Below are 25,111 nucleotides of genomic sequence, written 5' to 3'. Positions count from 1 at the left end.
AAGAGAACCAGAGTCCTGCAACGAGCGTGACCGAGTGGGTGCATGTCGAGCCTCCTTTTGGGGCTAAAATACAGTGTTGAAGCCCGGCCTGCCGGGCTTGCCCTGGGCGGGCCTGAGCCGGCGGTTTCGGGAGCCTTCCCCGGAAGTCAGAGGACCCTGGCGTTCGGCGTTCGCGGAGATGTAACCCCGTGCTGTCATGCGCGTCACATTGGTATGGGGGAGCATCGCTCGGTTCTACTGATTGGAGCCACTGGCCTCGTGGGCAGCGAATGTCTTCGCCTTCTTCTGGAGAACGATGCCTTCAGCCGGGTCGTGGTCCTTTCGCGAAGGCCGTTGAGTGGAGCATCGTCGCATCCCAAGCTCAAGACCCATCTCGTTGATTTCGACCGCCTGACTTCGGCGGCTTCGTGGTTTGCAGTCGACCAGATAATCTGTGCCCTCGGGACGACGATGAAGGCCGCCGGCTCGCGCGCCCGTTTCCGCGCTGTTGACCTCCTCTATCCGTTGACCGCCGCCCACCTCGGAGTCGAGAAGAGAGTCTCCCATTTTCTGCTGGTGAGCGCGCTCGGCGCCAATCCGGGCTCGCGCTTCTTCTACAATCGCATGAAGGGCGAGCTGGAGTACGCGGTTGCGGAGCTTCCATATCGGTCGCTGACCATTGCGCGACCGTCGCTGCTCGTTGGCAAGCGTGAGCGCCCCCGTCTGGGCGAGCGGGTAGTCGGCGGCCTGCGCGCGCTTTTCCCTGCGCGTTACCGTCCCATCCACGCGACAGACGTGGCGCGCGTACTCATCCAGCACGCAGTAGCCGATGCAGCCGGCCGCCGGATAATCGAGTCCATGGAGCTGCGCGCGATGGCGATGAATGGGGCTTCTCATGATGTCGCGCCAGCTGCCTCCCCAGCTACAATAGATGGTGCTCCACAGTCGTCACTCGTCTGACTTCACGCTGGTCACGAGGTTAAAATTCGGACAATGTCAAATGGACTTGGCCGACGCTCTGACGCGCACCACATCGAGCCGGAGATTTCACCCCGATGAGTAATATCAACAGCAGGATAATGTGGCCGGCGGTCGCGCTGGTCGCCCTTGTCAGCCTCGGCGGCGGCTGGGCGCTCGGGCGAAGCGGCGTCAACCCGCTCCGTGTTGCGACAGCCGTGGCAGGTCCCATGGACTCGACGGCGATAGCCCTTTCCAGTCACCAGCGGTGCGGCTCCCTCAGCGCTGACAAGAAGGTCGACTGCTACTCGAAGATCCTCGACTCGCTTGCCGCGCGCGGAGAGGTTCGCGTTGCGATGGGCGCCCTGGCGCGGCTCGGGACGCTCGATGTGGACGTAAAGCGCGATGGTCACGTCTTCGCGCACGGCATTGGAATCACAGCGGGCAAGCGTGGCGACGACGTCGCGAAAACGTTCGCGATGTGCGACGAGAGCAACCAGTCGGGTTGCTACCACGGCGTCATTCAGGCGTACTTCGACGAGGCGAAAGCCATCGGGCCGAAAGAAGTGAACGACCTCTGCAACGCGTTTCGCGGTCCGAACGCAGACAGGTGGCTTCTCTTTCAATGTGTCCACGGAGAGGGCCATGGATTGACGATGATCTATGACCACGACCTGCCCAAGGCGTTGGAGGGCTGCGACCAGCTGCTCGACCTGTGGGACCGCCGCTCATGCTACGGCGGAGCATTCATGGAAAACATCGTGAATGTCACCAATCCGCATCATCCCGCGAAGGATCTCGGATCGAAGCACGACGGTCAGATGGCGGGCATGGATCACGGATCGCACTCGAAGTTCAAGGCCATGGATCCCAAGGATCCCCTGTATCCATGCGCTATCATGCCGGGAAAGTATCTGACGTCGTGTTATGAGATGCAGACGTCGGTGATGCTGCATCTGAACCGAGGCGACATGGGTGACGCGGCAAAAACCTGCGACCGCGCGCCGGGAAAAATGGTTTATGTGTGCTACCAGAGTCTGGGACGCGACATCAGCTCGTACTCGCTGCAGGATCACGACAAAGCAATCGAGATGTGCTCCCTGGGGACGAAAAAATACCAGCCGTGGTGCTACGTAGGCGTGGTGAAAAATTTTGTCGACCTCAATGCCAGGTCGAGCGACGGCCTCTCGTTCTGCCGCAAGATTACCGCCGAAGCAAACAAGGTGAAGTGTTACGACGCGGTTGGGGAACAGATAGGGACACTGAGAAACGACAGCGAAGGTCGCCGGAATTTGTGCGCCCCGTCCGAGCCCGCGTATGTCGACGCGTGCCTCTTCGGCGCGCGTGTTTCGACTTTCGAGCCGCCGCCTCTCGCGAAGCTGAACGCGGAGGCACACACCGGGAGCTGATTCCAATTCCGCGCGTCACGGAGCGGCAGCGGCGGCTTCGCGACCAGTGGCTCGCCGGAACTCCCTGATCGTGAGCCTGACCGATTGTCCTCGATGCTACGGGCTGCTTATCCCACTCCAACGAAGCGATAGAGGAGAAACGCGACCACGATTAGAAGCAGCACCACGATGACCGTTGTCTGCATTCCAGTCGAAGTCTGACCGCCACGGCGCTGCACCGAAACGGCGACGACGACAACCGCCACTACCAGCAGAAGAAGGACAAGGATCGAGATCGGCATCGTATCTCCGGTTGACGTATTGATTCGGTCGAAATTTTACGGCTCACGCCGCAGCCGGGGGGCACTGCCGGCAGGGATACCGCCGTTCGGCTTGGCCCGGATGATCAGGAACTGCGGGTGCTTGAGCAGGCGCGCGTACGCGTCCGGTTTCTCCTCGCGAAACCATTCGGTCGGACGCGGCTCTACAACGCGGTCGATGACAAAACCTGCGTCGGTAAACGCGCCAACGATCGCGGTCAGAGGCCGGCGGTAGAAACGCACGCTGCCCACCCAGCTCCAGTAATCTTCCAGCTGCTCTGTCTCGAAGTAGTTGGCGACGTCGAAGGTCAACGCTTCGGTCGCCGGGTGGTGAGTGGAAAAGAGCAGCCAACCACACGGCTTGAGAATGCGGCGGAATTCACCGAGCGTAGGACCCCAGTCACGCAGATAGTGGAGCACCAGCGCCGACAGGACGCCATCCACGCTTGCGTCTTCGAGAAACTCGAAGGGCTTCGTCAGGTCGGCGACCCGAACCGAAGCCTGTCCGGGATGCGGAGGTTGCGAGGTCATATCGAGCAGACCCAGATCCTTCAACCTCTGCTCGGCGTGCTTTGTCATTTCCACGCTTCCGTCGATCGCCGAAACGCGAGCGCCGCGTTTGAGAAGCTCCTCGGTGTAAAAACCCGAGCCGCAGCCGGCGTCGAGGATGTGTGAGCCTGCGACGTCGGGCACGAGGGCGAGAGTTGCGGGCCGCTCGTAGAACGCGTTGTAGGGAGCGCTGTCTACACCGGAAGCGTAGGCTTCCGCGATCTCGTCATAGCTGAACTGCGGCTCCTGCTTGGACATGCATCCCCGTTCTCGAGCCATCGATAAGGTGTGAAATGAGCCGCGGCCGGGCTAGGGCGCGGCATCCGTACGCCGATCGGGAAACATAGGCGAGATTCTTGCTTTCTCTCTGCGGTTGTACGATCGCGTCAATTACCGAGGGCCCTGACGATGAAATGGACGCCGAGCGGACGGAGTGGAAACCTTGAAGACCGCAGATCCGGCGGTGGACTCGGGCGCGGGCTTGGGATCGGCGGGACGGTGGTTGTCCTCGCTCTCAGCCTCCTCACCGGCAGGAACCTCTTTCAGGACCTCGGGGTCGAGCCGGGAGTGGCCCCCAACACGCCGATGAGCGCCGAGGATTCGGCACGCGAAGAGCCGCAGGTTCAATTCGTCTCAGTGGTTCTCGACGATGTGCAGACGACATGGTCGCAGATACTCCCGAAATACAACGCTCAGTTCCGTCCGGCGAATCTCGTGCTGTTCAGGAACTCGACTTCATCGGGATGCGGAATGGCTCAATCGGCGATGGGGCCGTTCTACTGTCCGCTCGATGAGAAGGTGTACGTAGACCTGGGCTTTTATGACGAGCTGCAGAAGCGATTCGGCGCGTCGGGCGATTTTGCGCAGGCGTACGTCCTTGCCCACGAGCTAGGCCATCATGTTCAGCATCTGATGGGTGTCGACCAGCAGGTGCGTCAGGAGCAGCAGTCGAGGCCGGACATTGCGAACCAGCTCTCGGTGAGAATGGAGCTCCAGGCCGATTGCTTCGCCGGTATCTGGGCACACTCGACGAATCGGCGGCAGCTGCTCGAGGAAGGCGACGTGAACGAGGCGTTGACAGCTGCGTCAGCGGTGGGCGACGATCGAATTCAGCAGCGCACGAGTGGCCGGATTAACGTCGACGACTTCACGCACGGCTCGGCGGCGCAGCGCGCCCAGTGGTTCCGTCGGGGCTTCGATTCCGGGGATCCGAAGGCGTGTGACACCTTCGCAGGCTGAGGCCAGCTGACCGCCTCAGGTGCGGTTCACTGAAGCCGGTACAACGCCCGAGCGTTCCCGCCAAGAATAAGCGCTCGCTCCTCAGCGGACACACGAAGCGCGGCGAGACTCTCCTTCATCGAGGGGATGCTCCCGATCTGGTGCGGGTAATCGCTGCCCGCGAGAATCTGACTCGCGCCGGCAAAGTCGACTGCGAGCCGTAAAGCATTCACATCGAAGTTCACCGTGTCGAAATAGAACCGGCGCAGATAAGAGCTCGGCGGCTCGGAAATGTGCGCGCGACAATCGGGGAATGCGCTCCAGCCGCGGTCGAGACGCTCGGCCAGATACGGAATCGCTCCGCCAAGATGGCTCAGGACCCATCTGATGCGCGGGTAGCGCTCCGGCACGCCGGCAAAGACAAGCTTCGCGGCCGTGAGCGTCGTTTCGAAGAGGAACCCGACGAGCGGCATCAGCCAATAGTCGCTCATCGCTTCGACTCCGACCGGATCTGTAGGATGAATGTGAAGCACGGCGCCCAGGTGATCCGCTTCTTCGAAGAGCGGCTCGAATCGCCCATCGGTCAGTGCAACACCGTTGACGTTGCTGAAGAGCATTGCACCCGGCAGAGCGAGCTCCGTCATCGCCCGCCGGAGCTCGAGTACTGACGCAGCCGGGTCGCAAAGCGGCAGCGTTGCGAGCGCAGAAAAGCGCGACCTCCGCTCACGCGCAATCTTCGCGAAAGAATCATTCACCAGTCGGGCGAGCCGCACGGCGCGGTCGGGAGGCTCGACGTGTGTACCCGGCGTGGTGAGGGTGATTACCTGCGTGTCGATACCCTGTCGCTCGAGCACGCGCTGGCGATAGACGATGTCCCTATGGCCGGCAACGGCGACGTTGTAGTCGCCGGGGTAGTGCAGGCACGGATTTCCTTCCGCATCGATGGTGATCCTGACGACGCTGTCGCCACTGCGGAGCGCGTCGAGGTACTCCGGCGGATAGAAGTGATTGTGAACGTCGACGATGATTGTCGTCTTCCCTGCGGGATTCGTCACGCACGCGGAAGCGAGAGGGTAAAGGTGGCTCCGCCGCCGGGGACGCTCGTCGCCTTGAGGTCTCCTCCCATTCCGCGCGCAAGATCGCGGCTGATCGAGAGTCCGAGGCCGAGACCGCCCGCGGAGGTGGCCGGGCGACCACCGAGCTGCACGAATGGCTCGAAGATGCTCTCGAGCTTTGCGGCGGGAATGCCGTCGCCGCTGTCGGTCACTTTCACCGAAGCCATTGGCTCTCCGTCGGCAGCCACGGCCTCGACCGTTATTCGCCCGCCGGCCGGAGTGAATTTGATCGCGTTGCTGAGAAGGTTGAAGAGAATCTGCTGCAGTTTTTCCCGATCTGCGCGGACGACAATTGGTGGATCTGGCGCATACGGCGATCCTGCGAGCTCGCAGTGCAGGCGATTTGCAGAGAGCAGCGGCTCGACCATTGCCTTCACCTCGGCAACGGCGGTCTCCAAAGGGACTTCGCTCAGCTGGTAGTCGACGTGGCCCGTCTCGATCCTCGCGAGATTCAGCACGTCGTTTATCAGCGCCAGCAGATGACGCTGGCTTCGCTGCGCGCGCTCGAGCGCGTCGCGCTGGGCCTCGCTGATCGGGCCGTGTACCCCCATTTCTATCAGCTGAATGTGGCCGCCAATTGCGTTGAGGGGTGTTCTCAGCTCATGGCTCATCACGGTCAGGAACTCCGACTTCGCGCGATTCGCATGCGCCTCTGCCTCGTGTGCCCGACGCAGCTCTTCCTCCGCTTTGCGCTGAGCAGTGACGTCCCAGAAGATCATGACCGCCGCGACGATATTGCCGCCGGCATCCTTCACCGGCGCCGCATTGGTCATGAGCTCGACCGTCCTTCCATCGTGCCGTTTAAGGCGGACCACTTCGTTGCGGACGACTTCGCCATGCCTCAGCGCGCGCACGAGCGGCAAGTCCTCGGCGCCAACGTTACTGCCGTCGGCGCGGTAACTGTCCCATTCGCCGCTATCGGGATCCGCCGCCCTGCTGAGCGAAGGTCGCATGCCAGTTATTCGCTCGAACTCGTCATTGAGGAAGAGGAAGCGGCCGCTTGGCGCCTCAGCGATTCCGATTGCCAGCGGCGACTGCTCCAGAATAGCGAGTAACCGCCGATGTGCCGCATCGCGCTCGGCGACGATCTGTTCCTCGCCCTCAATGGCTGCATTGAGGCGTTCGACCGCTTCACGTCGCTCGGATACCGTAGCTCCGAGAATGAGGAACGTCGCCGCCGTCACCGCCACGAATGTCTGGAGCGCGAACAGGCTGCGATGCAGGTCCGCCTCGACGAACGGACCGCGACCAAGAACTGTCCCCCACACGGCGATGGCTGAAATAATGAAGGCAGTCGTGACGGAGCCGCGCTGCCCGAATCGCACTGCTGCCCACATCAATAGAGGGAAGAAAAGGTATGCGTCACTGAACACACCCTGGCTCGCAGCGGCGGACGATCTGAACACCACGAAGCTCACGGCCACTATCGAGATTCCAAGCGCACCGGCCTCGAGCCACTGCTCTCGATCCGCGGTGACAACCCGCGCCGACCACACGAGTATCACTGGCGCGACGAGCAGATTGCCGATCAGATCCCCCAGCCACCACGCGCGCCAGGTCTCGAGCAGCTCGCTCGCGGAGATGATCCCGCCTAAATGAAGGCTGAGCACGCCTATCGTTGCGCTGATGGCCGTGCTCATCACCGCTGCGACGACCAGCAGGGCGAACGCATCTATCAGTCTGTCGAGCGTCCGGTGGAACTCCGGTATCTGCCGGAGCGCGTACGCTCCAGCAAGCGCTTCCAGGGTATTTCCGAGCGTGATGCCAAGGGCGACGGGTATCGGAGCGCCCGTCAGCACGTTGGCGACGAACGCTCCGATGGCTACACCGGGCCAGAGGCGATACCCACGGATGAGAAGAGCCGCCAACGCGATTCCCGTCGGCGGCCAGATGAGACTGGCGAAGCCGCCCACCGCGTCGAGCTTGAGGCCTGCTCGCGCTGCGACAACGTAGAGCGCCGCAAGCACGAGAATCTCGGCGGCGAACGCGGCTTGTTTCTTCACATCGGTCGTCGGGCGCTCGATATGAAGGGACTCCTTGTTTTCAGGCCAGGCGGGGGACCGTCTGTCCCAGCCCGATTACGTTCCGGGAGTAATGGAGAATCCGTCGATGTGCAGGTCGAGGTTGTGGTTCACGCGAAGTCCAACGATACCCGACGTACCCGAGTGCGGCCCGCCCGAATCGATCTGCGACCGAGGCAGGCTGTTCACTTCAACGCCGTTCACAAGGAACGAGAGCTTGTCGGCGCCCACGACGACCGAAAGCGTGTTCGTCGACTTTCCACTCGCGTCGATTGCCTTGACCGCCGGGTTTGCCGTCCAGTCGATGATCTTGTGCACCGTCGAATCATTTGCGCGGTGGTTGATGAGATATTTCCCATCCTGCCGAACGACGAAGTAGAGATAGCTCTGGTTCGGCGCTGTGAGGTTCTGCCCCGAAGTAATAATCCCGTACCCCTCCGGATGCGCGGCTGCTTTCGTCTGCGTGAACGTCGACGTGACCGTGTAGTTCCCCTTGGCTGTGTTTGCAGGATTCCAGTAAATGGCCGCCGGTCCGGAGGTAACATGGAATCCCGGGCCCATCCCGACAAACTTGGCTTCTGAAATGTTCTTCCCGGCCTTTGCCGCCTGCGGATCGATTCGCCCGGTCCATCCCGCCATCTTCACGCCGCCGTCCGCTACCGTCTTGTCAGGATCCTTCGCCTGGGCGCCAAGGGCGCCGGCAGTCAAACAGAGACCCGCAATCGCTGCTATCAGAACCTTCATGCAACCTCCGGAAGAATTAAAAGAATGGTTTTTGGTCCAGCCGTCAGAACCTCGCTGGCGGAATGTGCGCACCGGACGCGAAGAATTCCATGTCCGCCCGCTCTAATGGCCCGATCAGCGCTTAACTGGCTCGACGTAGAGGTTTGCGAACTCGCGCTTCAGATTCGCAACTTTCGGCGCGTCGTGGATCATGATGTACGGTTGGTAGGGATGCTGCGCCGCGTAGTCCTGATGGTATGCTTCGGCGACATTGAAGCGGCCGAGAGCGGCAACCTCCGTCACGATCGGCCGTTGGAACGCCTTTGCCTTTGTCAGCTGATCGATGTACGCCTTGGCGACGCGTTTTTGCGAGTCGGTAGCGTAATAAATCGCTGAGCGATACTGAGTTCCGACATCAGGGCCCTGACGATTGAGCTGAGTCGGATCGTGGGCAACGGAGAAAAACACGCGCAGCAGCTGACCGTAGGTCACTTGCGACGGGTCATAGACGACACGCACCGCTTCTGCATGTCCCGTCTTTCCAGTGGTCACCTGCTCGTACGAGGGTGACACCACGCTGCCGCCGGTATAACCCGACACTGCCGACTTGACTCCTTTTACATGCTGAAACACCGCCTCGATGCCCCAGAAGCAGCCGCCCGCAAAAACTGCGGTCTGCTCGCCCTTCGCGGACGTAAGCGGCTCATCCACGAGGGGACGTGGCAATGGCCCGGGACGCTCAGCGCCGGCGGCGGTTGCCCGGTTGTCGAGGACGAGAACGATTCCTGTTACAATGAGAAGAGCGAAAAGAGCGCGGGTGATATTTCCGACCATCGATACCTCGTCTGTGGCGTGTACCTATTGAACGCCGCTCATGCGCAAACGGTTCTTTCCATTGGTACACCGCGGGGCGACAGCGGGTACACTCACCACGCCATCTGTGTAGAAAGCTAGATGCGAGATTCGGGCCCCCGCTGCGCGGGGGACAGCAATCAGGAGCCGGTGTACGTAGAACAGATTGACGACCCGATTTCAGGCGAATTGCTGCCTGAGCCGCCCGATGGACCCAACAATGACCCTAATGGAGCACTCGATGTCTAAACGTCGCCATATCGCCGCCGTGATGCTCCCCGCTGTTTTCGGCGCGATCGCTCTTCAGTGCTCGCCGTCCGATACCGACGCCGCGACGACGGCGAGTGAAAAAACGGCGCGCAGCTCGGTAGCTGCTCCCGCTCAGGCGAAGGGGTCGAGCGTTGCCGGGCTTCGCTTTGTCGTCGCGCCGATGGGTAACGAAGTCAGATATCGGATTCGTGAGCAGCTGGTGAGGGTGGATCTGCCCAATGACGCAATCGGCAAGACTTCGGAGATCACAGGCGGCATCGCACTTACAACCACCGGTGACATCATCCCATCTGAATCGAAATTCGTTGCCAGGGTCGGCTCGCTGAAGAGCGATCGCGACAGACGCGACGGGTTTGTCCGCAGAAATGTTCTCGTGACAGATCAATATCCTACCGTCGAGTTCAGCCCGACGGCATTTCGGGGACTTCCGAAGTCCCTTCCGACCTCCGGCTCGCACACGTTCGACGTCGTAGGAAACCTGACGGTGAAGGGAGTGACCAGGCCTACGACCTGGCGTGTGAATGCGGAGGCAAAGAATGGACAGGTCACGGGGAGCGCATCGACGGCTTTCACGTTCTCCGATTTCAACATCGAGCAGCCTCGCGTGCCGATCGTGCTGAGCGTCGCCGATACGATCAAGCTGGAGTACGACTTCAGGCTGGTCCAGCAGAATTAACGCTGAAAGACTATCGCCGCCGTGTTAAACGAGCACGGCGGCGAGGACGACGCTTCACCAACATTTACGCTCGCGCGACTCGGTCGACTGTCTGCTGCCGGTCGAACGCCTCGTTCCAGTCGATCTCGGGCGCGACCTCATCGTCGGCGAGCGAAAGAGTCCCGAGAGCGCGCTCGATTACCGGGCGGCCGAGCTCGTCCGGTAACGCCCGCCCGAATTCCAGCTCGGCGCGCCGGCACAGGCGCTCCTCTTTCGCCCGGTCGCGCTCCGCACGCTTGACTCCCATCAGGTCGACGCGCGCGTGAATTCCTTCGTGGACGATCGAGGAAGCGACCGTTGCGGGCGACACGTCGCGCCGCGCGAGGAACGTGAGCTCCGTCATGCAAGTGCGCTCGTCGGGGAAATACGCACCGCGGCAAGGGAAGCGGGCGACAAGGAATTGTTTCAGATCGCGCTCCAGATGACGCAGGCGCCATGGCTGGTAGCGCTCGATAAGCGCCAGCGAATCGTCGAGTCTGGCGAGCACTTCACTCGTCGAGATATCCGGGCGGCTGTTCTCGACGAGAACGCGAAACCCGCGAACTTCGTGCGTCTCAGCACTCCCGCCGAGTGACTTGCTATCGGCGGGGCCGGCGATCCACTGCAACAGTTTTTCTATCATCGTGCCTCGATCGTCCTGCATCGAGCTCAAAGGTACATTCGGTTCGACTACGTTGGATTCGCAGGCGTATTCGGGTTGGTAGCCCGAACGCTTGCGGGGTAAGGCAGCCACCGCACTTTTGCAAGCGAGATCTTTCCAAAGCGCCGCTCATCGGCCCAGTGCAAGCCAGTCGATAACAGCGAATACGTTCGCTGCAGAAAAATTTCATCGAGCACGGCGGCCTGCGTCGGAAGATCGGCAGACGTCTTTCCACCGAGTCCCGCGCGTGCCCGCACGATGTTGATCTGCGCAATCGCTTCAGGCAGCCGGCTCGTGCGCGCAAGCGCCTCGGCACGAATGAGGCTCAGCTCATCCTGAGAGAAAAGCGGAATCGGCGATACGTTCGTGGTGAAGAGGTTCGTCTCGAATGTCGCCGCGCCGCCAAGCGCGGCGAACGGAGTTGCCAGGGTGTTGAGCGCCACTCTCGCATCGCCCGGCTCGGCGTTGGTCCGGTATCCGGAAATCGCGCCGAAAAACCTCGCGCTGTGGTAGTGGACGAACATTGGGTTCAGATCGCTTCCCGCGAAAGTGATCACCGCGCTGGCAGTGGCCGGAACTTCATTGGCGAAACCAAGCGCAGCATCGTAGCTCCCGGCCGCGAGGGAGTAGCGAGCCTGCATTGCCCGAATCGTATTCAGCAGATCGAAGTTCGGCGCAAGCAGGGAGCCCGTAAAGTCTGTGGTGAGTGTTGTGCCGGTCGCGTCTGCTCTGGCGCTTGCGAGCAGCGACAGGACTTCCGCGAGCACTGTGGCCCGGTCGGCGAACGCCGGCTCCGGCCCCGTCTCGATCGGAATCTGCTCGAATGCCTCGATGAGCGTTCCGAATGCCATCGCCTTGTAGAGCTTGGCGACTGCCAGGATGCCCGCGCGCGTGCCGGGAGCGAACGTGAGATTGTCGATGTTGTCGAGAATGTCGTTTGCGGATTTGACCACAGCGTAGTTCTTCGCCCAGATGTCGAGCAGGTCGACATTCGTCACGTCGATGGCGGAGTTCGCGCCGGCCGGGAAGTTCTGGAACTCGCGCGTCGTGGACTGCGTCGCGCTCGTATTTCCAAGCTCCCCGGAGACTATGCCCGGGACGTAGATGTTTTCTTCCATCGCATTGCCGTAGCGCCCCTGCAGCCCGATCGTCAGAGCGCGAATTCCGGCCACCGACGTGAGAACTCCTTCTTCGGTTGCCGCGTTCGGATTGGTGATGTCGAGCTTGCAGGCACTCATCGTCGCCAGGGCGACAATCGCCGCAGCCGCGCCAGTAATGGCGGAGGTGATACGAGTATTGAGCTTCATTGTCGTCTCGCCTCCGGTTAGAAGTTGGTCGTGAAAGTGAGCGAGACCGAGCGCGGAATCGGCGTGGCCGCGAAACTGAATCCGCGCACGAGCGTTCGCTGTGCTCCGGCGTTCGTTTCGGGGTCCCATCCCGTGTAATCGGTCCAGGTCTTCAGGTTACGTCCGGCGAGAGTGACTGACGCGCCGTGCGTTCCGAGGCGGCCGAGCATGCCTGGCGGAAACGAGACCGTCGCGGAGAGCTCACGGAGCTTTGCCCAGGTTCCATTCTCGATGTACTCCTGGAAGATGCCCCGGCGTGCCTGGAAGTATCCCCTCGGCACTTCTCCGAGGAGCTCGGCCTCGTACGCCTTGCCGGCTCCGAAAGCCGGAGTCTCGAGCAGGCGGCGGTCGAAATTGAAGATGTGACCACCCTGCACCCCGTCAACCTGGGCGCGGAACGAAAGCATTCTCCCGACTCCAAATTCGTTTATCACAGACCAGTAAGCATCCGGGTTAGGGTCCCCGATGACTATGCGCGGGCCAATCGCTGGAATTCCGGTGACTTTACCTGACGCGTCAGTGATCGGCACCCCGGCAGTCGTGAGGATGTTTCCCTGCGCGTCACGCACATACGACGAGCCGAAGTAGTGGCCGGGTGCCTGGCCGGAGTCGACCCGGATGATGTTGAAGCTTTCGGGAATGAAGAACGCGCCGCCGGTGCTGACCTTCGTCACCTTTGGATCGTTCGTCGCATACGTCACCGTGGAATTCCATGTGAACGACGGTCCACTCAGGTTCGTTGTCCTGAGCAGCAGCTCGATTCCCTTGTTCTCGAGCTCCCCGATATTCGAAAGCTGTGAAAGGAATCCGCTCGTCGGATCGACGCTCTTCGGCAGAATCAGATCGGACACTTTCTTGTCGAAGTACGTGAACTCGACGCCAACGCGTCCGCGGAGCAGGGCGAGGTCGGTACCGAGCTCGAGCTCGCGCGCCCGCTCGGGCTTGAGCTGCTGGTTGCCCTGTTGCGTTGCGTTCACAATTCCCGATCGCGCGCCGTTGGGCTCGAAGACGTAATTCGAAAGCCGGTCGAACGCGCCAGCCGGCTGGCCACCGGAATAACCGTATGCGGCGCGGAGCCGAGCCGTGCTCACGAGACCCGAGAATGCATTCCAGAAACCGTAATCGGAAACATTGAGAGCCGCGCCAACTTTCGGGAACCATTGCTGCCTCACGTCCGATCCGAAGACGGACGAAGCGTCTGTCCGTAGTGATGCGTTGAGGAACAGTCGGTCCCTGATGCCGATCTGCTCCTGGCCGTAGAAGCCCAGCGTGCGGCGATCATCGCGGCCTTCGGAGATGAACTGCTCGCTGCCCGTGACGGTTCTCGTAAGCAGAGCGAGGTTTTCTGCACGCGAGGCGACGATCTGCACCTGCTGCTGCTGCCAGTTCATGCCCGCGCCGTGCGTAAGCGTGAGCCACGTGCCGTGATTCGTAATAAGGCTCAGATCGAGATCGGAATTCAACAGACGGGCGCGATCAGTCGTCGATACCGACCGTCCCGTTGGAACCGAGGGCGCCGAGTTGCCTCGGGGAATGAACAGCTGCGCATTCTGTGTGTAGCCGTCGAACCCCAACCGGTAGGACGCGGTGAGTCCCGTGAATGGGAACGCCGTGACATTGAGCCCGCCGATGAAGCGATCGATGGTCTGCGGGGCCTGCCAGTTGGCGATCATCTCCAGCGGATTCGCGAGCATTGGTCCAACCGGAAAGAGGCCCGTCACGGGGTCTCGGTTGAAGTTGATCGTGTTCGGGTGGAACAGAAAGCTCGTGAGAACGCCAAGACCGGCAGTGAGTCCGGAGTTGGGAAGAACGTTCGCCTTGCTCGTGATGTACGCGGTGGTCACGCCGATCCTCAGCCGCTCGCTCAGCGCGCGGTCGAGATTCAATCGAATGTTCTGCCGCCGGTAGTCGGTGCTCCTGATGACGCCTTTCTGATTCTCGGACGTGCCGGAGAGGAAGAATCTCGTCTTGTCGTCTCCGCCCGAGAATGAGAGCGTGTTCGAGAACCTCGGTGCGCTCTGAAAGATCTGGTCCTGATAGTCGTAGCGCGTGACAGGATTTCCGAGTGCGTCGATGGGCGCTCGATTCACCTCGAGGCGGCGCTCGACGTTGTCGTTTTGAAACGTCGTCCGGAACGATGTGCGGAGCTCACCCGACCGGCCCTTCTTCGTGAATATCTGCACCACTCCATCGTTCGCGCGCGAACCATAGAGCGCTGCCGCTGCGGCGCCTTTCACGATCTCGATATGGTCTATCTCGTTGGGATCGATGTCGGCGATACGATTCGAGGAGTAGCCGCCAAGGTCGATGAGCTGGTTGGAGCTGTTGTCGACGATCACGCCGTCGATTATGTAGAGCGGCTCCGCGCTACGGCTCAAAGTCGAAAGACCGCGGATGCGGATGCTCGTTCCGCCACCCGGAGTTCCGGACATCTGCTGAACGAGCGCGCCCGACACTTTGCCGGCGAGAGCTGCGTCGAGCTGCGGAGTGTTCGCCTGTGCAATCTCGCTGCCGCTGACCGTTGCGATAGTCGTACCGAGCGTGCTCCGCTCGGTCTCCGATCGCGACGACGTCACGACCACCTCGCCGAGCCGAAGGACGTCCGGCGTCAGACGAAAATCCTGGGTCAGACTGCCGGTCGTCTGCGTGAGCGGCTGGCGCACCGGTCGATAACCCAGCGAACGGACAAGCAGCACCATGCCTGGCCGTGGGGCGGCGATGACCAGCCTGTAAGCGCCGTCGTTGTCGGCGGCAGTACCGATCGTGGTCCCTTCGATCAGCACCTGGGAGCTGGGGAGGCCACGGCCGCGCTGGTCGGTCACTCTGCCGGCTAGAGTGAGCTGCGCAGACCCGAGGAGAGGAGTGGCGAGGAAGGCGAGGGTAATCGGGAAAAGACGGAGAGGCAGGCGCATACGGGATCTCGAAGGAGAGTGAACGGACACGCCGCTACTGCGGCAGATATTGAGAGGGAAGACAAGGTAGTCGCGGGGAACGGGCCGCGCCACAACCGGAAATTCGTCGCTTCCGCTGGTTACTAGGAGGACCGTTCCTTGCCGGCACCCGGATCTGATTCGGTCTCGCGCTGCTGCAGAATTCGGCGAAGGACTTTGCCGGCCCCGGACTTGGGAAGCTCGGGGACGAACTCGAAGTGCGACGGAACCTTGTACGCCACGAGGCGCTCGCGACAGTACGCCTTGATCTGGGCGGACGTGATCTCCTCGCCAGGGTGAAGGACAATCCACGCCTTTGCTTTTTCGCCTCTCATCTTGTCGGGCAGGCCGGCCACTCCCACCTCGGCCACTGCAGGGTGCGCCGAGATCACTTCTTCGATCTCGCGCGGCCATACCTGGTAGCCACTCACCTTGATGAGATCCTTCTTCCTGTCGACGATGAAGAGATAGCCGTCGCTGTCGAGATATCCGAGATCGCCGGTGAAAAGGAGACGCTCACCGTCATCGTCCACGCGCAACATCTCCTGTGTCTCTTCCGGACGCTCCCAGTACCCCTGCATCAGCTGCGGCGCCTTGATCACTATCTCGCCAATCTCACCCTGCGGCATTGGCGTGAGGCCGTTCTCAGGATCGATGATTCGCACTTCGACGTCCGGCAGCGGCATGCCCACTGACCCGATTTTCTTCTCACCGCGAACAGGGTTTGCTACCACGGCCATCTGCGCTTCAGTGAGAGAGTAGCCCTCGACAATCACGCCGCCGGTCAGATCCTCGAAGCGCTTTTGAGTGTCAGCCATCAGCGGAGCCGCGCCCGAAAAGCACAGCTTGATCGAGCTCCAGTCGACTTTTCCGGACCGCGTCAGGGCGTGGCTCATCAGGCCGATGAGAAGAGTCGGCACGGCGCAGATGAACGCGGGCTTCACCTCGTTGATCTCGTTCAGCACGTCGCGCAGCTCGCGCGGGTTTGGAATAAGGGCGACCGGATTGTGATTGATCAGAGCGAGGCTCTGCACGCCGGTGTTTCCATAGACGTGAAAGAGAGGCAGGGGAAGCATGATGGTGTCCTTCCATTCTTCAATCGCCGAGCGCAGCCAGGTTTGCAATTGAAGGCCGGCGATCGTCATTCCCCGGTGTGTACCGACAACTCCCTTGGGAGTACCAGTCGTGCCGCCGCTCATGAGAATGACGGCGGGCTCGTCCAGGCCAGCCGGTTTCAGTGAGGGTCGCGACCCCCGACCCATCGCCAGCAGCGAGGCGAAGCGGCAGTCGCCCGGCTCGAGCGTGATTCGGTCGCCCTCCTTCTTTTCCTTCATCAGCGTGTAAGCCACTCGAAGCTTGAAGGGCAGATACTCCTTGATATTGGTCGCAATGATTCGTTTCACCGACGTGCGCGGCTGAATCGACTTGAGAAGCGCGTAGCTTCTGTTGAGGACGATGAGCGTCTCCGCACCTGTGGCATTGAGCGCACTTTCCATCTCGCGCTCGCTGTAGGTGGGATTGAACGGCGACGCGATCGCGCCGATCTTCCACGCGGCGAACTCGGCGATCAGGAACTGCGGGGAATTCGGGAGGCAGATGCCAACGCGGTCGCCGCGTTTTACGCCGAGCTGCAGCAGCCCGCCGGCAAAGTTGCGGCTGAGCTCGTCGAGGTGCGCGTAGCTCATCTTCGCGCCCTTGAAGAGGAGCGCAGGACGGCGCGGCCACTTCCGCGCGGCCTCGGCCAGGTAGTCCACCATGGTGCGCTCGGGATACGGCTCGAGCGTCGTGGGGATGCCTTCGTCGTAGCTACGATGCCAGATGAACGAAGTCATGCGAGATTGAAGATGGCGCTCAGGACCGATCGAAATCAATCCGCCGAATACTGGAGGCGTGGTGCAGAATCAGATTGTCTCGCTGGCTGCTAGCCCTGACACTTGGCGTCGCGATGATGGGCCTTGGCCGAACGATTCGCCATCGTCCGAGCGGTGACACCACCACGAACTACGAGTTCACCCGGATCCTGGAGCGCAGCGGCAAGCTTGTGTTCGTGGCTCAGCCGTCGGGGCAGAAGCTCGCGGAGTTTAATGAAGAGACCCTGACCGATAGCTCCGTTACGTTCTCGAATCCGGCGCACGACTACCCGCAGAGTGTCAGCTATGCCCGCCGCGGAACGGATTCACTCTATGCCCGCACCGATGGGAATATCGGCGGTAAGAACAGGAGGATCGAATTCGTGTACGTGCGGCATTCCTGCGAAAAATGAGACGCGTGCGCAACAACGTGAAGCATTAGGCATGCGCAGTTAAATCGTTATCTAACAATAGCTTTCCAGATCAAGCTAAAGGTGTTTCTCGGCGCAGAGTCCCTGTCTTAATTGTCGAGAGCGTAGTCGATCGTCGATACAACTCGAACTGTCTTGACGATCTGGCTCGCTTCCGAAATGCCCTGCGCCTGGTCTCGCGGAAGGATCTCGAATACTCCCTGGGTCGCTCGTCGGATCCCGCCAATCCCGCTTTGCGAATCGCGCGCGAATTGCTCCGCCGCTTCACGCGCGCGCGCAGTCGCCTCACCGATCATCTGCGGCTTGAGCTTGTTGAGGCCGGTGAACACAAACGTGGGCCCGCCGCTGCCGTACTCGCCGCCTGATGACAACACCACTCCCGCGCTGACGAGCTCGCCGACCCGCTGGCTCGCAGCGAGTACCAGGTCAGGCTTGAGCGACCGGACTACGACGGTTTGTCGAATCACGTATCGCGAGCCTGCGCCATCGCGCGGCCCGTACTGATTCGTAGCGGCATCAGAGACGGAGAACTCCTGGAGCTCGGCCTGCGCGGTATCGAGCTGATGCGCCACGAGGAACGTTCGGATCTTCCCGACGCTTTCCTGAATCTGCGCGTGCGCGCGGCCGAGGTCGTTATCCGCAGCCACGATCCGGAGCGGCCAGATTGCGAGATCGGCCCGGACCTCGCGCTCCGAGATTCCCTTGACCGTGACGTAGCGGTCGCCGGTTCGCATTCGCGCGACCCCGCCTCCGATGAAGAGGCCGCCTATTGCAAGGCCCGCGGCGATGATGCCGGCGGCGGCGAGCTCACGAGCTGTTGCCATGATTTTCGGTTGTTAAGGGCTGCGAAAATACTATGCGAGAGCTTCGTCTACAATCCGCTGCACGTGTATCTGCGTCGTGTCGAGGACGGGAAGGCCGGCGTAGCTGGGGTCGGTAAGAATGAGCGACAGCTCCGTGCCGCCGAGGATGATGCCGTCGATTCCGTCGCGATCCAGGAGTGTGGCAATTATCGAGACGAGCCGGTCCCGCGTTTCGGCGGTGATGACGTTGTGAAAGAACCTACGCCTAGCTGTTTCTCGCGGCTGAGACGGTCGCGAAGCGATTCGCCGCGAACGAACGGCATGACGTAATACAGGAACCCATCAGCGGCGCCCGATGCGGTAGCGATCGGCCAGTGCGGAACAGCCGCGTGGTGACTTCGCTCATTCGCGACCCTCGGACGAGAGGGGCACTGCAGGTCTGACGCGCCTCAGGAGCGCTCCAGTCTATTACCGGACAGCCGGCCCCGCATCACTTGGTTTGTGCTCGACCATGCTTCCGCGCCCGGAAGCTCCGGCGCTCAGAGCGTGTGCCTGGGGTCCCTCGGTGAAGAGGCGCGTTAAAAATCGCTGCCCCTCACCGATGCGCTCGACTTCCAGAGCTGTCGCCTCGGCGGCCTGCTCGAGTCGTCCGAGTCTCTCGGCGATCTCCTTCGGAAAGGCGGCGATCACTGTTCCGCTACGGCGCCAGATGCGGCGGGAGTAAGCTATCGTGAGTGGAAGCATCACGACAAAGATGAATACCATGCCCATGATGAATGCTTCTTCGGGCGGGCCCTCCCTCACAATGCGCGGAGGCTCGACGATCGCGCCGGGCACCGATGCGGCTTTCGCCACCTGAGCGTCGGCTTCGGCGATCTGCTTGTCCATCACCGCGATCCGCTCGTCGAGTGACGTGATCCGCTGCTCGATGCCGGTTCGACCCGGTGTGCCCGCCGGTACCTGCAACAGCTCGCGGGCCAGCTCATCGCGCGTCTCCTGAAGATTGCTCAGCTGATCCCCGAGCTCCTCCCGCTGCGCGCGAAATCCGCGATAGATGGCTGACGGGCCGGAAGGCAGCCCCGTGATCGTGATTTGCGAGGGCGCCAGAAGAGGTGCATTCGGGATCGTGGGGTGGGACGGTGCCTGTTGCTGGATCATCACCTTTCGAGAGGTGCGGGTCTCGTGAACGTCAGAAGATACGCGTATCCCGAATCTACGTCAGTTTCATCCACGCTGTTTCGTAATCTCGCGAAGCAAGCGGGCCCGGAGGCGGAAGGATTCTTACGCCACGTCGAGCGCAATGTCGAACGTCCCGGAATAGCCGCTTCCTGCCGCGTTCACCGGCAGAATCAGCTGGGAGCCGCCACGGCGAAAGATTCCGTCGCGCTCATTCTTCATCCTGTCCTGTGCTGGGACATACGGTGGCCGCGAGAAGACCTTGTCGTTGACGGCGTCTTCGAAATAAATCTGCGACGTGAACTGATGCGCTGTCGCCGCCCCGGGGTTGGTGCGGACGGTGAAATGAATATGCACCGCGCGGCCTTGATACCAGCCAGGGTAGATCGTTGCGAATTTTGCACGCCCGGCGGCGTCGGTCACCTGATATCCGCGCAGGTACTTCTTGCCGCGTGTATCGAAGCTCGGGTCCTCTACGTCTGAGTAGACCCCCGCCGCGTCGCAGTGCCACACGTCGACAACCGCTCCCGCCACCGGCGTGCAGGCACCCTTGCCGAGCTGCGACACGACGAACGTCACCTCGAGCGGCGTTCCCGGCCTCACGGATCCGTCCGACGGATCTGAGCGAATGTCGGAGCGATTGAGCTTTTCGTCGACGAAATACGGTCCTTCCGTCTGTGCCGGTCTCACGACACACCCCTGGGGGGGCCCGCCCGCGGTGGCATTCGCGGTCCGAGGATTCGATGCGTCCAGAGTCTCGTTCGACGTGGCCGCCGATGACTGCCCGCTCGAGCATCCCGCGATGAGCGAAGCCCCTGCTGCGCCGAGCAGAATGATTGCCTCGCGTCTCGTGACTACATGTCCAATCTGACGATCGTCGTTTTCCATTCTGTCCTCGTTCTGTTATCCGTTACACCGCGTCGGAGAGTGACGTAAACGTGAAATCCCTTGCCTTGATGCTCGGCATTACCTGACCAGCCGCGGTCGGTTCGGCGCGCCCGATCTCATCGAGCTTGTTCAGCATGAACAGCGGGCTCTCGTTCCACCTGAAATTCTTGAGACTGCGGGTGATCTTTCCGTTCTCGATCAGGAACGTCCCGTCGCGAGTCAGGCCAGTGAGCAGCACCGTGCGTGGATCGAGAGAGCGAATGTAGAAAAAGTGCGTGACCAGAATTCCGCGATCCGTACCCGCAATCAGATCGTCCGTGGACTTGCTTCCGCCGACCATCTTGAGCCCGCCGGGAAATCCGCCGAAGCCGCCGCCCCCGCCGCCGCCTCCTCCGCCTCCGCCGGTTGGCTGCTTGCCCTGCCTCTGCGCCCAGAATCTGGAGTACGAGAGATTCTTCAGCACGCCGTTCTCGATCCACACGTTGCGCTTGATGGGAAGACCCTCGGCGTCGAACGGCTGCGCCAGGAGATCCGCGTCAGTCGGATCGGAATAAATCGTCACGCGCTCATCGACAATTTTCTCACCGATCTTCGTCCCACCTCCTCGCTTGGAGAACGGACTTCGTCCCTCGTCGGCGGTGCGGGCGTTGAATGCGGCGCCCAGCAGCGGTACGAGATCGGCGACTGCCTGAGGCTCGAGCACGACCGTATACGCGCCGGGCTCTATCGCTGTTGGATTTCGCGATGCGACAGCTTTCTGCGCAGCGCGTGAGCCGAGTGCTGCCGCGTTGATGTTCTGCCAGTCGCGCGCGCCAGCTGATGCCCAACCGGATCCGGTCCCGTCGGGTGTCCTCACCGTTGCGGACAGATTCGCGTCGGTCGAGCGGTGATAGGCGAACAATCCTTTCGTTGTCGCGACTGCCCGCGACAGCGCGTTGGCTTCGAGATAGCCGGCGACGAACAGGCCTCCGAGAGCAGTCCCAGCCGACGTTGCATGATCGATCACACGCTTTGTTGCGGCCGCCCGGGCTTCCGGTCCGAGGTCAGCTGTTCGATCGATGTAACCGGTTACCGGAGAATAAGTTTGCGGCCCCAGCTCAGGCATCACTTCAGGGTCGTCAGGCGCCAGCTTCGCAAGCCGCTCGGCAAGGTCCACTGTTCGCTTCAATGACGCGTCGTCAACGACATTCGTGGTGACCGAGGCGCGCCGCTTTCCGACCGTGCTCGTTACCGTTACCGTCGCATCGTTCGTCTCTCCAGACGTCGTAATCTCTCCGCCGGCGAACCGCGTATTGCCGGTCCAGTCGCTCGAGATGTTGACGCGCGTTTCGTGGGCTTTCCCCATCGCGAGGATCCGGTCGGCGAGCGACTTCGCCTGATCGCGTGAAAGCAGGGCAGCCGCGGCCGGAGTCGACGCGCGACCGTAAAGACTGCGCGGGCTCATGCAGTCCTCCCGGTGTTCACGATGTTCACCTGCTTGAAGCGCGCGGGCACGCATCCGTGCGACACGGAATTCGACTGGCCCGGCTCACCCTTTCCATCGTTGAACGACCCGCCGAGCCAGTAGCTCTTCGGCCCGCCGATCATGTCCATGCTGTTCCAGAAATCCGGCGTGCGCGCCTGATACGCCACGTCCTTGAGCATCCCCGTGATCTTGCCGTTCCTCACCTCGTAGAACGCCTGGCCCGAGAACTGGAAGTTGTACCGCTGGTGATCGATGGACCACGAGCCGCGGTTTTTCACGACGATGCCGCGCTCGGTTGCGGCGACGATGTCGTCGAGTCCGATGTCCTTGTCACCCGGCAACAGCGAGACGTTGGGCATCCGCTGGAACTGAACGCTGGACCACGAGTCCGCGAATGAACATCCATGCGACCTTTTGACTCCAGTGAGCGCGGCGATCCACGCAGCCTGCTCTCTCGTCGTCTGATAGTCCTTGAAGATTCCTTTCTCGATCAGCAGCCACTTGTCCGCCGGAACGCCTTCGTCGTCCCACATCGTGCGCGAGAGCGAGCCCTCCTGCGTACGATCTGCCTGCACGTTCATGATGGGCGAGCCGTACTTGAGCTTGTTGATCATCTTCTCCGGAGGAGCGACGAAGCTCGTGCCCGCGTAATTCGCCTCCTGGCCGACAGCGCGGTCGAGCTCCGTCGGATGCCCGATGGATTCATGGATCGTGAGCCAGAGATTCGTCGGGTCGAGAATGAGATCGTAGCGGCCAACCTCGACCGAGCGCGCGGTGAGCTTCTCCGCGGCAAGCGATCCCCATCGCTCTCCGTTGCCCGGCATGTTGAGTGACTGGATGTACTCCCAGCCCGACGACCGCGGAGCCAGCTCCTCGGTGTAGCTCTGGAAGTCACCGTCGCCAACAGCTGTTGCAGTGAACGATGGATTGACGCGCACGTACGTCTGTGTGATGAGCGTTCCGTCGGTAGTTGCGAGAGTCTTCTCTTCACGAAGCGCCTGCAATCCGGAAGTGGCGAAGCGAATCTTCGGCACCTTCATCGCCGCTGCGTTGGCGGCAAGAAGCAGTGCGACCTTCTCCTCGATTGGAACGTCCACCGGATCACGTGTGACCGGCGTGCGCCACGTTCCTTTCACCGCCGGAGTCGGCGCGAGTTCGACGGGTTTCTTCTGGACGGACTTTGCCGCGCGTGAAAGACGCGCTGCCTGCTGCGCCGCCTGTTGTGCGCCGGCGGGAGTCATGGTTGCGGTTGCCGCGAAGCCCCATGCTCCACCTACGAGGGTGCGAACTCCTATACCATATGACTCGCTGTCGCTCACGCTCGTGATCTGCTGCTCGCGCGTGTTGATAGACTGGCGCCTGTACCGTCCGATGCGGACGTCGGCGTAAGTGGCGCCCGCGGCTTTGGCGGCATTCAGCGCCTCCATTGCGAGGTCTTCGATGTACGCGTCGGTACTTGGCGGCGCGAGCGAAGTGGCTATCAACGGCTGTCCGAGGGCAGCGCGTGAGCCGAGTATGGCGGCTGCAGCCGCTGAGGATTTGAGGAAGTCGCGGCGGGTCGTAGACATGGCTCGAGTGGCTCCGGTTGAGCCTTAGGGTACGGCGCGGAACATGCGCGTGTCAACCTGGCCGCAGCCGATTCTCGATCGACGTATCCACGCAGAAATCGGTGTCGGGTGTTCTCGCTTTCTCGCGCAGTTACATCGGAGAGAGAAACCATGTCGCATCAGATCCGCACCGCAGCAGCATTCGCCTTTGTCGCGGTCTCGGCAGGCTGTCTCGAGCAGGGCGCGTCAACGGGGTCCGCGGATTCTGCGCGTGATTCCAGCAGTGTCGCGCAATCGGTTGCCGACCGCATGGGGAAGTACACGACGGTCGCGCTCGTTGCGGATACGACGCCGCTCACTGTCAAGGAGCGGCAGATGATCCCGCTCCTCATCCAGGCGGCACAGGCGATGGATTCCATCTACTGGATTCAGTCTTATGGGAACCGCGATTCGCTGATCGCTTCCATAAGCGATGCCCAGATGAAACAGTTCGTCGACATCAACTACGGCCCGTGGGACCGGCTCGACGACAACGCGCCCTTCGTTCCCGGCGTGGGTGCGCGCCCGCCCGGAGCGAACCTCTATCCACATGACATCACGAAAGCAGAGTTGGATTCCGCCGTTGCGAAGGGGCCGGCTGCGCGCGCGGATTCGCTGAAGAGTCTTTACACCGTGGTGCGGCGAGCCGCGGGAGGCGGGCTCGAAGCGGTCCCCTACAAGGTCGCGTTCAAGGCGCACAATGAGGTCGCAGCCGCAAAGCTGCGGGAGGCCGCTGTTCTCGCGGAGGACGCAGGGCTCCGGCGGTATCTCGCAATGCGAGCGGATGCGCTGGTCACCGACAACTATCAGCCGAGCGATCTCGCGTGGATGGACATGAAGTCGAACGGCATCGACATCGTCATCGGTCCGATCGAGACGTACGAGGACGAGCTCTACGGCTACAAGGCGGCAAACGAGGGACTCGTACTGATCAAGGACAAGAGCTGGAGCCAGCGCCTCTCGAGATACGCAGCAATGCTTCCTGCACTTCAGAGGGGTCTGCCGGTCGCCGCCGAATACAAGAGAGAAACGCCGGGAACGGATTCCGATCTCAACGCCTACGATGCGATCTACTACTCGGGGCAGGCGAACTCAGGGGCGAAGACGATCGCCATCAATCTTCCGAACGATGAAGAAGTTCAGCTGAGGAAGGGAACCCGCCGGCTTCAGCTGAAGAACGTGATGCAGGCAAAATTCGACAAGATCCTTCTGCCGATTGCGCAGGAGCTGATAGACGAGACTCAGCTCGCGTTCCTCAGCTTCAACGCGTTCTTCGAGAACACGATGTTCCACGAAGTTGCGCACGGGCTTGGCATCAAGAATACGATCAACGGCAAGGGGCCCGTGCGAACGGCACTCAAGGAGCGCTACGGCGCGGTCGAGGAAGGGAAGGCAGACATTCTCGGGCTTCACATGGTGCAGGTTCTGAACGCGCGGGGTGACCTGCCCGGGGAGGACATTCGCGGTAACTACGTGAGCTTCATGGCGGGCTTGTTCCGATCAGCGAGATTCGGCGGTGCCGGCGCGCACGGGCGAGCGAACGTCGCGGCATTCAACTACCTCCAGCAGATGGGGGCGTTCACGCGCGACTCGGCGAGCGGCAGGTATCGCGTTGATTTCCCAAAATTCCGAGCGGGGACGGATTCACTGTCTAACCGCATCCTCACGATGCAAGGCAACGGAGACTACGAGGGACTCGGCGTTTTCCAGGAACAGTACGGGAAGATCTCGCCGGAGCTGCAGCGCGATCTGGACCGGCTGAAGGCGAAGAGGATTCCAGTGGATATCATATTCCAGCAGAACGGCGCCGCGCCGAGCCCTCGCTGATGTACGGAAGGGCGCGCGACGTTGTCGCGCGCCCTTCCGATCCTCGAGCTGAAATCAGTTTA

Annotated in this window: 21 protein-coding genes; 6 read left to right on the top strand and 15 right to left on the bottom strand. The window is 61.5% G+C overall.

Annotation, left to right across the window (positions count from 1 at the left end):
• Positions 1–42 precede the first annotated feature (42 nt).
• Together VES88_09195 and VES88_09190 are read left to right on the top strand one after the other, a co-directional pair.
• A complete protein-coding gene (locus VES88_09195; protein ID HYN81663.1) occupies positions 43–939 on the top strand; it encodes an NAD-dependent epimerase/dehydratase family protein in 897 nt (298 codons plus the stop codon).
• A gap of 95 nt (positions 940–1,034) precedes the next feature.
• The gene (locus VES88_09190; protein HYN81662.1) at positions 1,035–2,345 is read left to right on the top strand and encodes a hypothetical protein; all 1,311 of its coding nucleotides are present in this window, start codon (positions 1,035–1,037) and stop codon (positions 2,343–2,345) included.
• Positions 2,346–2,452: 107 nt separating this feature from the next.
• On the opposite strand, the gene VES88_09185 is transcribed toward VES88_09190, so the two are convergent.
• Entirely contained in the window at positions 2,453–2,626 is a 174-nt protein-coding gene (locus VES88_09185) for a hypothetical protein (GenBank protein ID HYN81661.1), read from the bottom strand.
• 36 nt (positions 2,627–2,662) lie between these two features.
• A complete protein-coding gene (locus VES88_09180; protein ID HYN81660.1) occupies positions 2,663–3,451 on the bottom strand; it encodes a class I SAM-dependent methyltransferase in 789 nt (262 codons plus the stop codon).
• Between the two features lie 150 nt (positions 3,452–3,601).
• Here VES88_09180 and VES88_09175 point away from each other — a divergent pair, with 150 nt between their 5' ends.
• Complete coding sequence (locus tag VES88_09175; protein HYN81659.1) at positions 3,602–4,432, top strand: neutral zinc metallopeptidase; 831 nt, start codon at positions 3,602–3,604, stop codon at positions 4,430–4,432.
• A gap of 26 nt (positions 4,433–4,458) precedes the next feature.
• On the opposite strand, the gene VES88_09170 is transcribed toward VES88_09175, so the two are convergent.
• The 4 genes from VES88_09170 to msrA form a co-directional block, all read right to left on the bottom strand.
• Positions 4,459–5,466 (bottom strand): amidohydrolase family protein, encoded by a 1,008-nt coding sequence (locus VES88_09170; GenBank protein HYN81658.1) that lies wholly within the window; start codon positions 5,464–5,466, stop codon positions 4,459–4,461.
• Positions 5,463–7,529 carry an MASE1 domain-containing protein gene (locus VES88_09165; GenBank protein ID HYN81657.1) on the bottom strand — a complete coding sequence of 689 codons (2,067 nt, stop codon included), beginning with the start codon at positions 7,527–7,529 and terminating at the stop codon, positions 5,463–5,465. The genes VES88_09170 and VES88_09165 overlap by 4 nt, the downstream gene beginning before the upstream one ends.
• 75 nt (positions 7,530–7,604) lie before the next feature.
• Complete coding sequence (locus VES88_09160) at positions 7,605–8,291, bottom strand: hypothetical protein (GenBank protein HYN81656.1); 687 nt, start codon at positions 8,289–8,291, stop codon at positions 7,605–7,607.
• A 114-nt stretch (positions 8,292–8,405) separates the two neighbouring features.
• Positions 8,406–9,104: a peptide-methionine (S)-S-oxide reductase MsrA gene (msrA, locus tag VES88_09155; GenBank protein ID HYN81655.1), complete on the bottom strand. Its 699-nt coding sequence runs from the start codon at positions 9,102–9,104 to the stop codon at positions 8,406–8,408.
• A gap of 259 nt (positions 9,105–9,363) precedes the next feature.
• On the opposite strand from msrA, the gene VES88_09150 reads away from it, so the two are divergent.
• The gene (locus VES88_09150; GenBank protein ID HYN81654.1) at positions 9,364–10,068 is read left to right on the top strand and encodes a YceI family protein; all 705 of its coding nucleotides are present in this window, start codon (positions 9,364–9,366) and stop codon (positions 10,066–10,068) included.
• A 64-nt stretch (positions 10,069–10,132) separates the two neighbouring features.
• Here the strand turns inward: VES88_09150 and VES88_09145 are convergent, their stop codons facing one another.
• The 4 genes from VES88_09145 to VES88_09130 form a co-directional block, all read right to left on the bottom strand.
• Positions 10,133–10,729: a hypothetical protein gene (locus tag VES88_09145; protein ID HYN81653.1), complete on the bottom strand. Its 597-nt coding sequence runs from the start codon at positions 10,727–10,729 to the stop codon at positions 10,133–10,135.
• 47 nt (positions 10,730–10,776) lie between these two features.
• Complete coding sequence (locus tag VES88_09140) at positions 10,777–12,054, bottom strand: RagB/SusD family nutrient uptake outer membrane protein (protein HYN81652.1); 1,278 nt, start codon at positions 12,052–12,054, stop codon at positions 10,777–10,779.
• A gap of 17 nt (positions 12,055–12,071) precedes the next feature.
• On the bottom strand, positions 12,072–15,005 hold the full coding sequence (locus tag VES88_09135; protein ID HYN81651.1) for a TonB-dependent receptor: 2,934 nt from the start codon (positions 15,003–15,005) through the stop codon (positions 12,072–12,074).
• A 122-nt stretch (positions 15,006–15,127) separates the two neighbouring features.
• Entirely contained in the window at positions 15,128–16,855 is a 1,728-nt protein-coding gene (locus tag VES88_09130) for an AMP-binding protein (protein ID HYN81650.1), read from the bottom strand.
• Between the two features lie 74 nt (positions 16,856–16,929).
• Between VES88_09130 and VES88_09125 the strand changes: the two genes are divergently transcribed.
• Positions 16,930–17,286, top strand: a complete 357-nt coding sequence (locus VES88_09125) for a DUF6265 family protein (GenBank protein HYN81649.1) — start codon at positions 16,930–16,932, stop codon at positions 17,284–17,286.
• A gap of 107 nt (positions 17,287–17,393) precedes the next feature.
• Here the strand turns inward: VES88_09125 and VES88_09120 are convergent, their stop codons facing one another.
• The 5 genes from VES88_09120 to VES88_09100 form a co-directional block, all read right to left on the bottom strand.
• A complete protein-coding gene (locus VES88_09120; protein HYN81648.1) occupies positions 17,394–18,128 on the bottom strand; it encodes an SIMPL domain-containing protein in 735 nt (244 codons plus the stop codon).
• A gap of 447 nt (positions 18,129–18,575) precedes the next feature.
• The gene (locus VES88_09115) at positions 18,576–19,265 is read right to left on the bottom strand and encodes a hypothetical protein (protein HYN81647.1); all 690 of its coding nucleotides are present in this window, start codon (positions 19,263–19,265) and stop codon (positions 18,576–18,578) included.
• Positions 19,266–19,388: 123 nt separating this feature from the next.
• On the bottom strand, positions 19,389–20,171 hold the full coding sequence (locus tag VES88_09110; protein HYN81646.1) for an intradiol ring-cleavage dioxygenase: 783 nt from the start codon (positions 20,169–20,171) through the stop codon (positions 19,389–19,391).
• 22 nt (positions 20,172–20,193) lie between these two features.
• Positions 20,194–21,615 carry a TldD/PmbA family protein gene (locus tag VES88_09105; GenBank protein HYN81645.1) on the bottom strand — a complete coding sequence of 474 codons (1,422 nt, stop codon included), beginning with the start codon at positions 21,613–21,615 and terminating at the stop codon, positions 20,194–20,196.
• Complete coding sequence (locus VES88_09100) at positions 21,612–23,204, bottom strand: metallopeptidase TldD-related protein (GenBank protein ID HYN81644.1); 1,593 nt, start codon at positions 23,202–23,204, stop codon at positions 21,612–21,614. Before VES88_09100 ends, VES88_09105 begins: the two co-directional genes overlap by 4 nt.
• A 150-nt stretch (positions 23,205–23,354) precedes the next feature.
• On the opposite strand from VES88_09100, the gene VES88_09095 reads away from it, so the two are divergent.
• A complete protein-coding gene (locus VES88_09095) occupies positions 23,355–25,049 on the top strand; it encodes a hypothetical protein (protein HYN81643.1) in 1,695 nt (564 codons plus the stop codon).
• The last annotated feature ends 62 nt before the right edge of the window (positions 25,050–25,111 follow it).

This window comes from Gemmatimonadaceae bacterium (assembly GCA_035633115.1).
Taxonomy (GTDB): domain Bacteria; phylum Gemmatimonadota; class Gemmatimonadetes; order Gemmatimonadales; family Gemmatimonadaceae; genus UBA4720.
The sequence above is the reverse complement of the archived record's forward strand: the minus strand, read 5'-3'. Positions and strand labels throughout refer to the sequence as shown.

Coding starts and splice junctions, on each gene's coding strand:
- VES88_09120 (HYN81648.1), bottom strand. CDS start 18,128: ATGGCAACAGCTCGTGAGCTCGCCGCCGCCGGCATCATCGCCGCGGGC.
- VES88_09130 (HYN81650.1), bottom strand. CDS start 16,855: ATGACTTCGTTCATCTGGCATCGTAGCTACGACGAAGGCATCCCCACG.
- VES88_09150 (HYN81654.1), top strand. CDS start 9,364: ATGTCTAAACGTCGCCATATCGCCGCCGTGATGCTCCCCGCTGTTTTC.
- VES88_09195 (HYN81663.1), top strand. CDS start 43: ATGTCGAGCCTCCTTTTGGGGCTAAAATACAGTGTTGAAGCCCGGCCT.
- VES88_09095 (HYN81643.1), top strand. CDS start 23,355: ATGTCGCATCAGATCCGCACCGCAGCAGCATTCGCCTTTGTCGCGGTC.
- VES88_09175 (HYN81659.1), top strand. CDS start 3,602: ATGAAATGGACGCCGAGCGGACGGAGTGGAAACCTTGAAGACCGCAGA.
- VES88_09185 (HYN81661.1), bottom strand. CDS start 2,626: ATGCCGATCTCGATCCTTGTCCTTCTTCTGCTGGTAGTGGCGGTTGTC.
- VES88_09110 (HYN81646.1), bottom strand. CDS start 20,171: ATGGAAAACGACGATCGTCAGATTGGACATGTAGTCACGAGACGCGAG.
- VES88_09105 (HYN81645.1), bottom strand. CDS start 21,615: ATGAGCCCGCGCAGTCTTTACGGTCGCGCGTCGACTCCGGCCGCGGCT.
- VES88_09180 (HYN81660.1), bottom strand. CDS start 3,451: ATGTCCAAGCAGGAGCCGCAGTTCAGCTATGACGAGATCGCGGAAGCC.
- VES88_09115 (HYN81647.1), bottom strand. CDS start 19,265: ATGATCCAGCAACAGGCACCGTCCCACCCCACGATCCCGAATGCACCT.
- VES88_09160 (HYN81656.1), bottom strand. CDS start 8,291: ATGAAGGTTCTGATAGCAGCGATTGCGGGTCTCTGTTTGACTGCCGGC.
- VES88_09135 (HYN81651.1), bottom strand. CDS start 15,005: ATGCGCCTGCCTCTCCGTCTTTTCCCGATTACCCTCGCCTTCCTCGCC.
- msrA (HYN81655.1), bottom strand. CDS start 9,104: ATGGTCGGAAATATCACCCGCGCTCTTTTCGCTCTTCTCATTGTAACA.
- VES88_09140 (HYN81652.1), bottom strand. CDS start 12,054: ATGAAGCTCAATACTCGTATCACCTCCGCCATTACTGGCGCGGCTGCG.
- VES88_09190 (HYN81662.1), top strand. CDS start 1,035: ATGAGTAATATCAACAGCAGGATAATGTGGCCGGCGGTCGCGCTGGTC.
- VES88_09100 (HYN81644.1), bottom strand. CDS start 23,204: ATGTCTACGACCCGCCGCGACTTCCTCAAATCCTCAGCGGCTGCAGCC.
- VES88_09145 (HYN81653.1), bottom strand. CDS start 10,729: ATGATAGAAAAACTGTTGCAGTGGATCGCCGGCCCCGCCGATAGCAAG.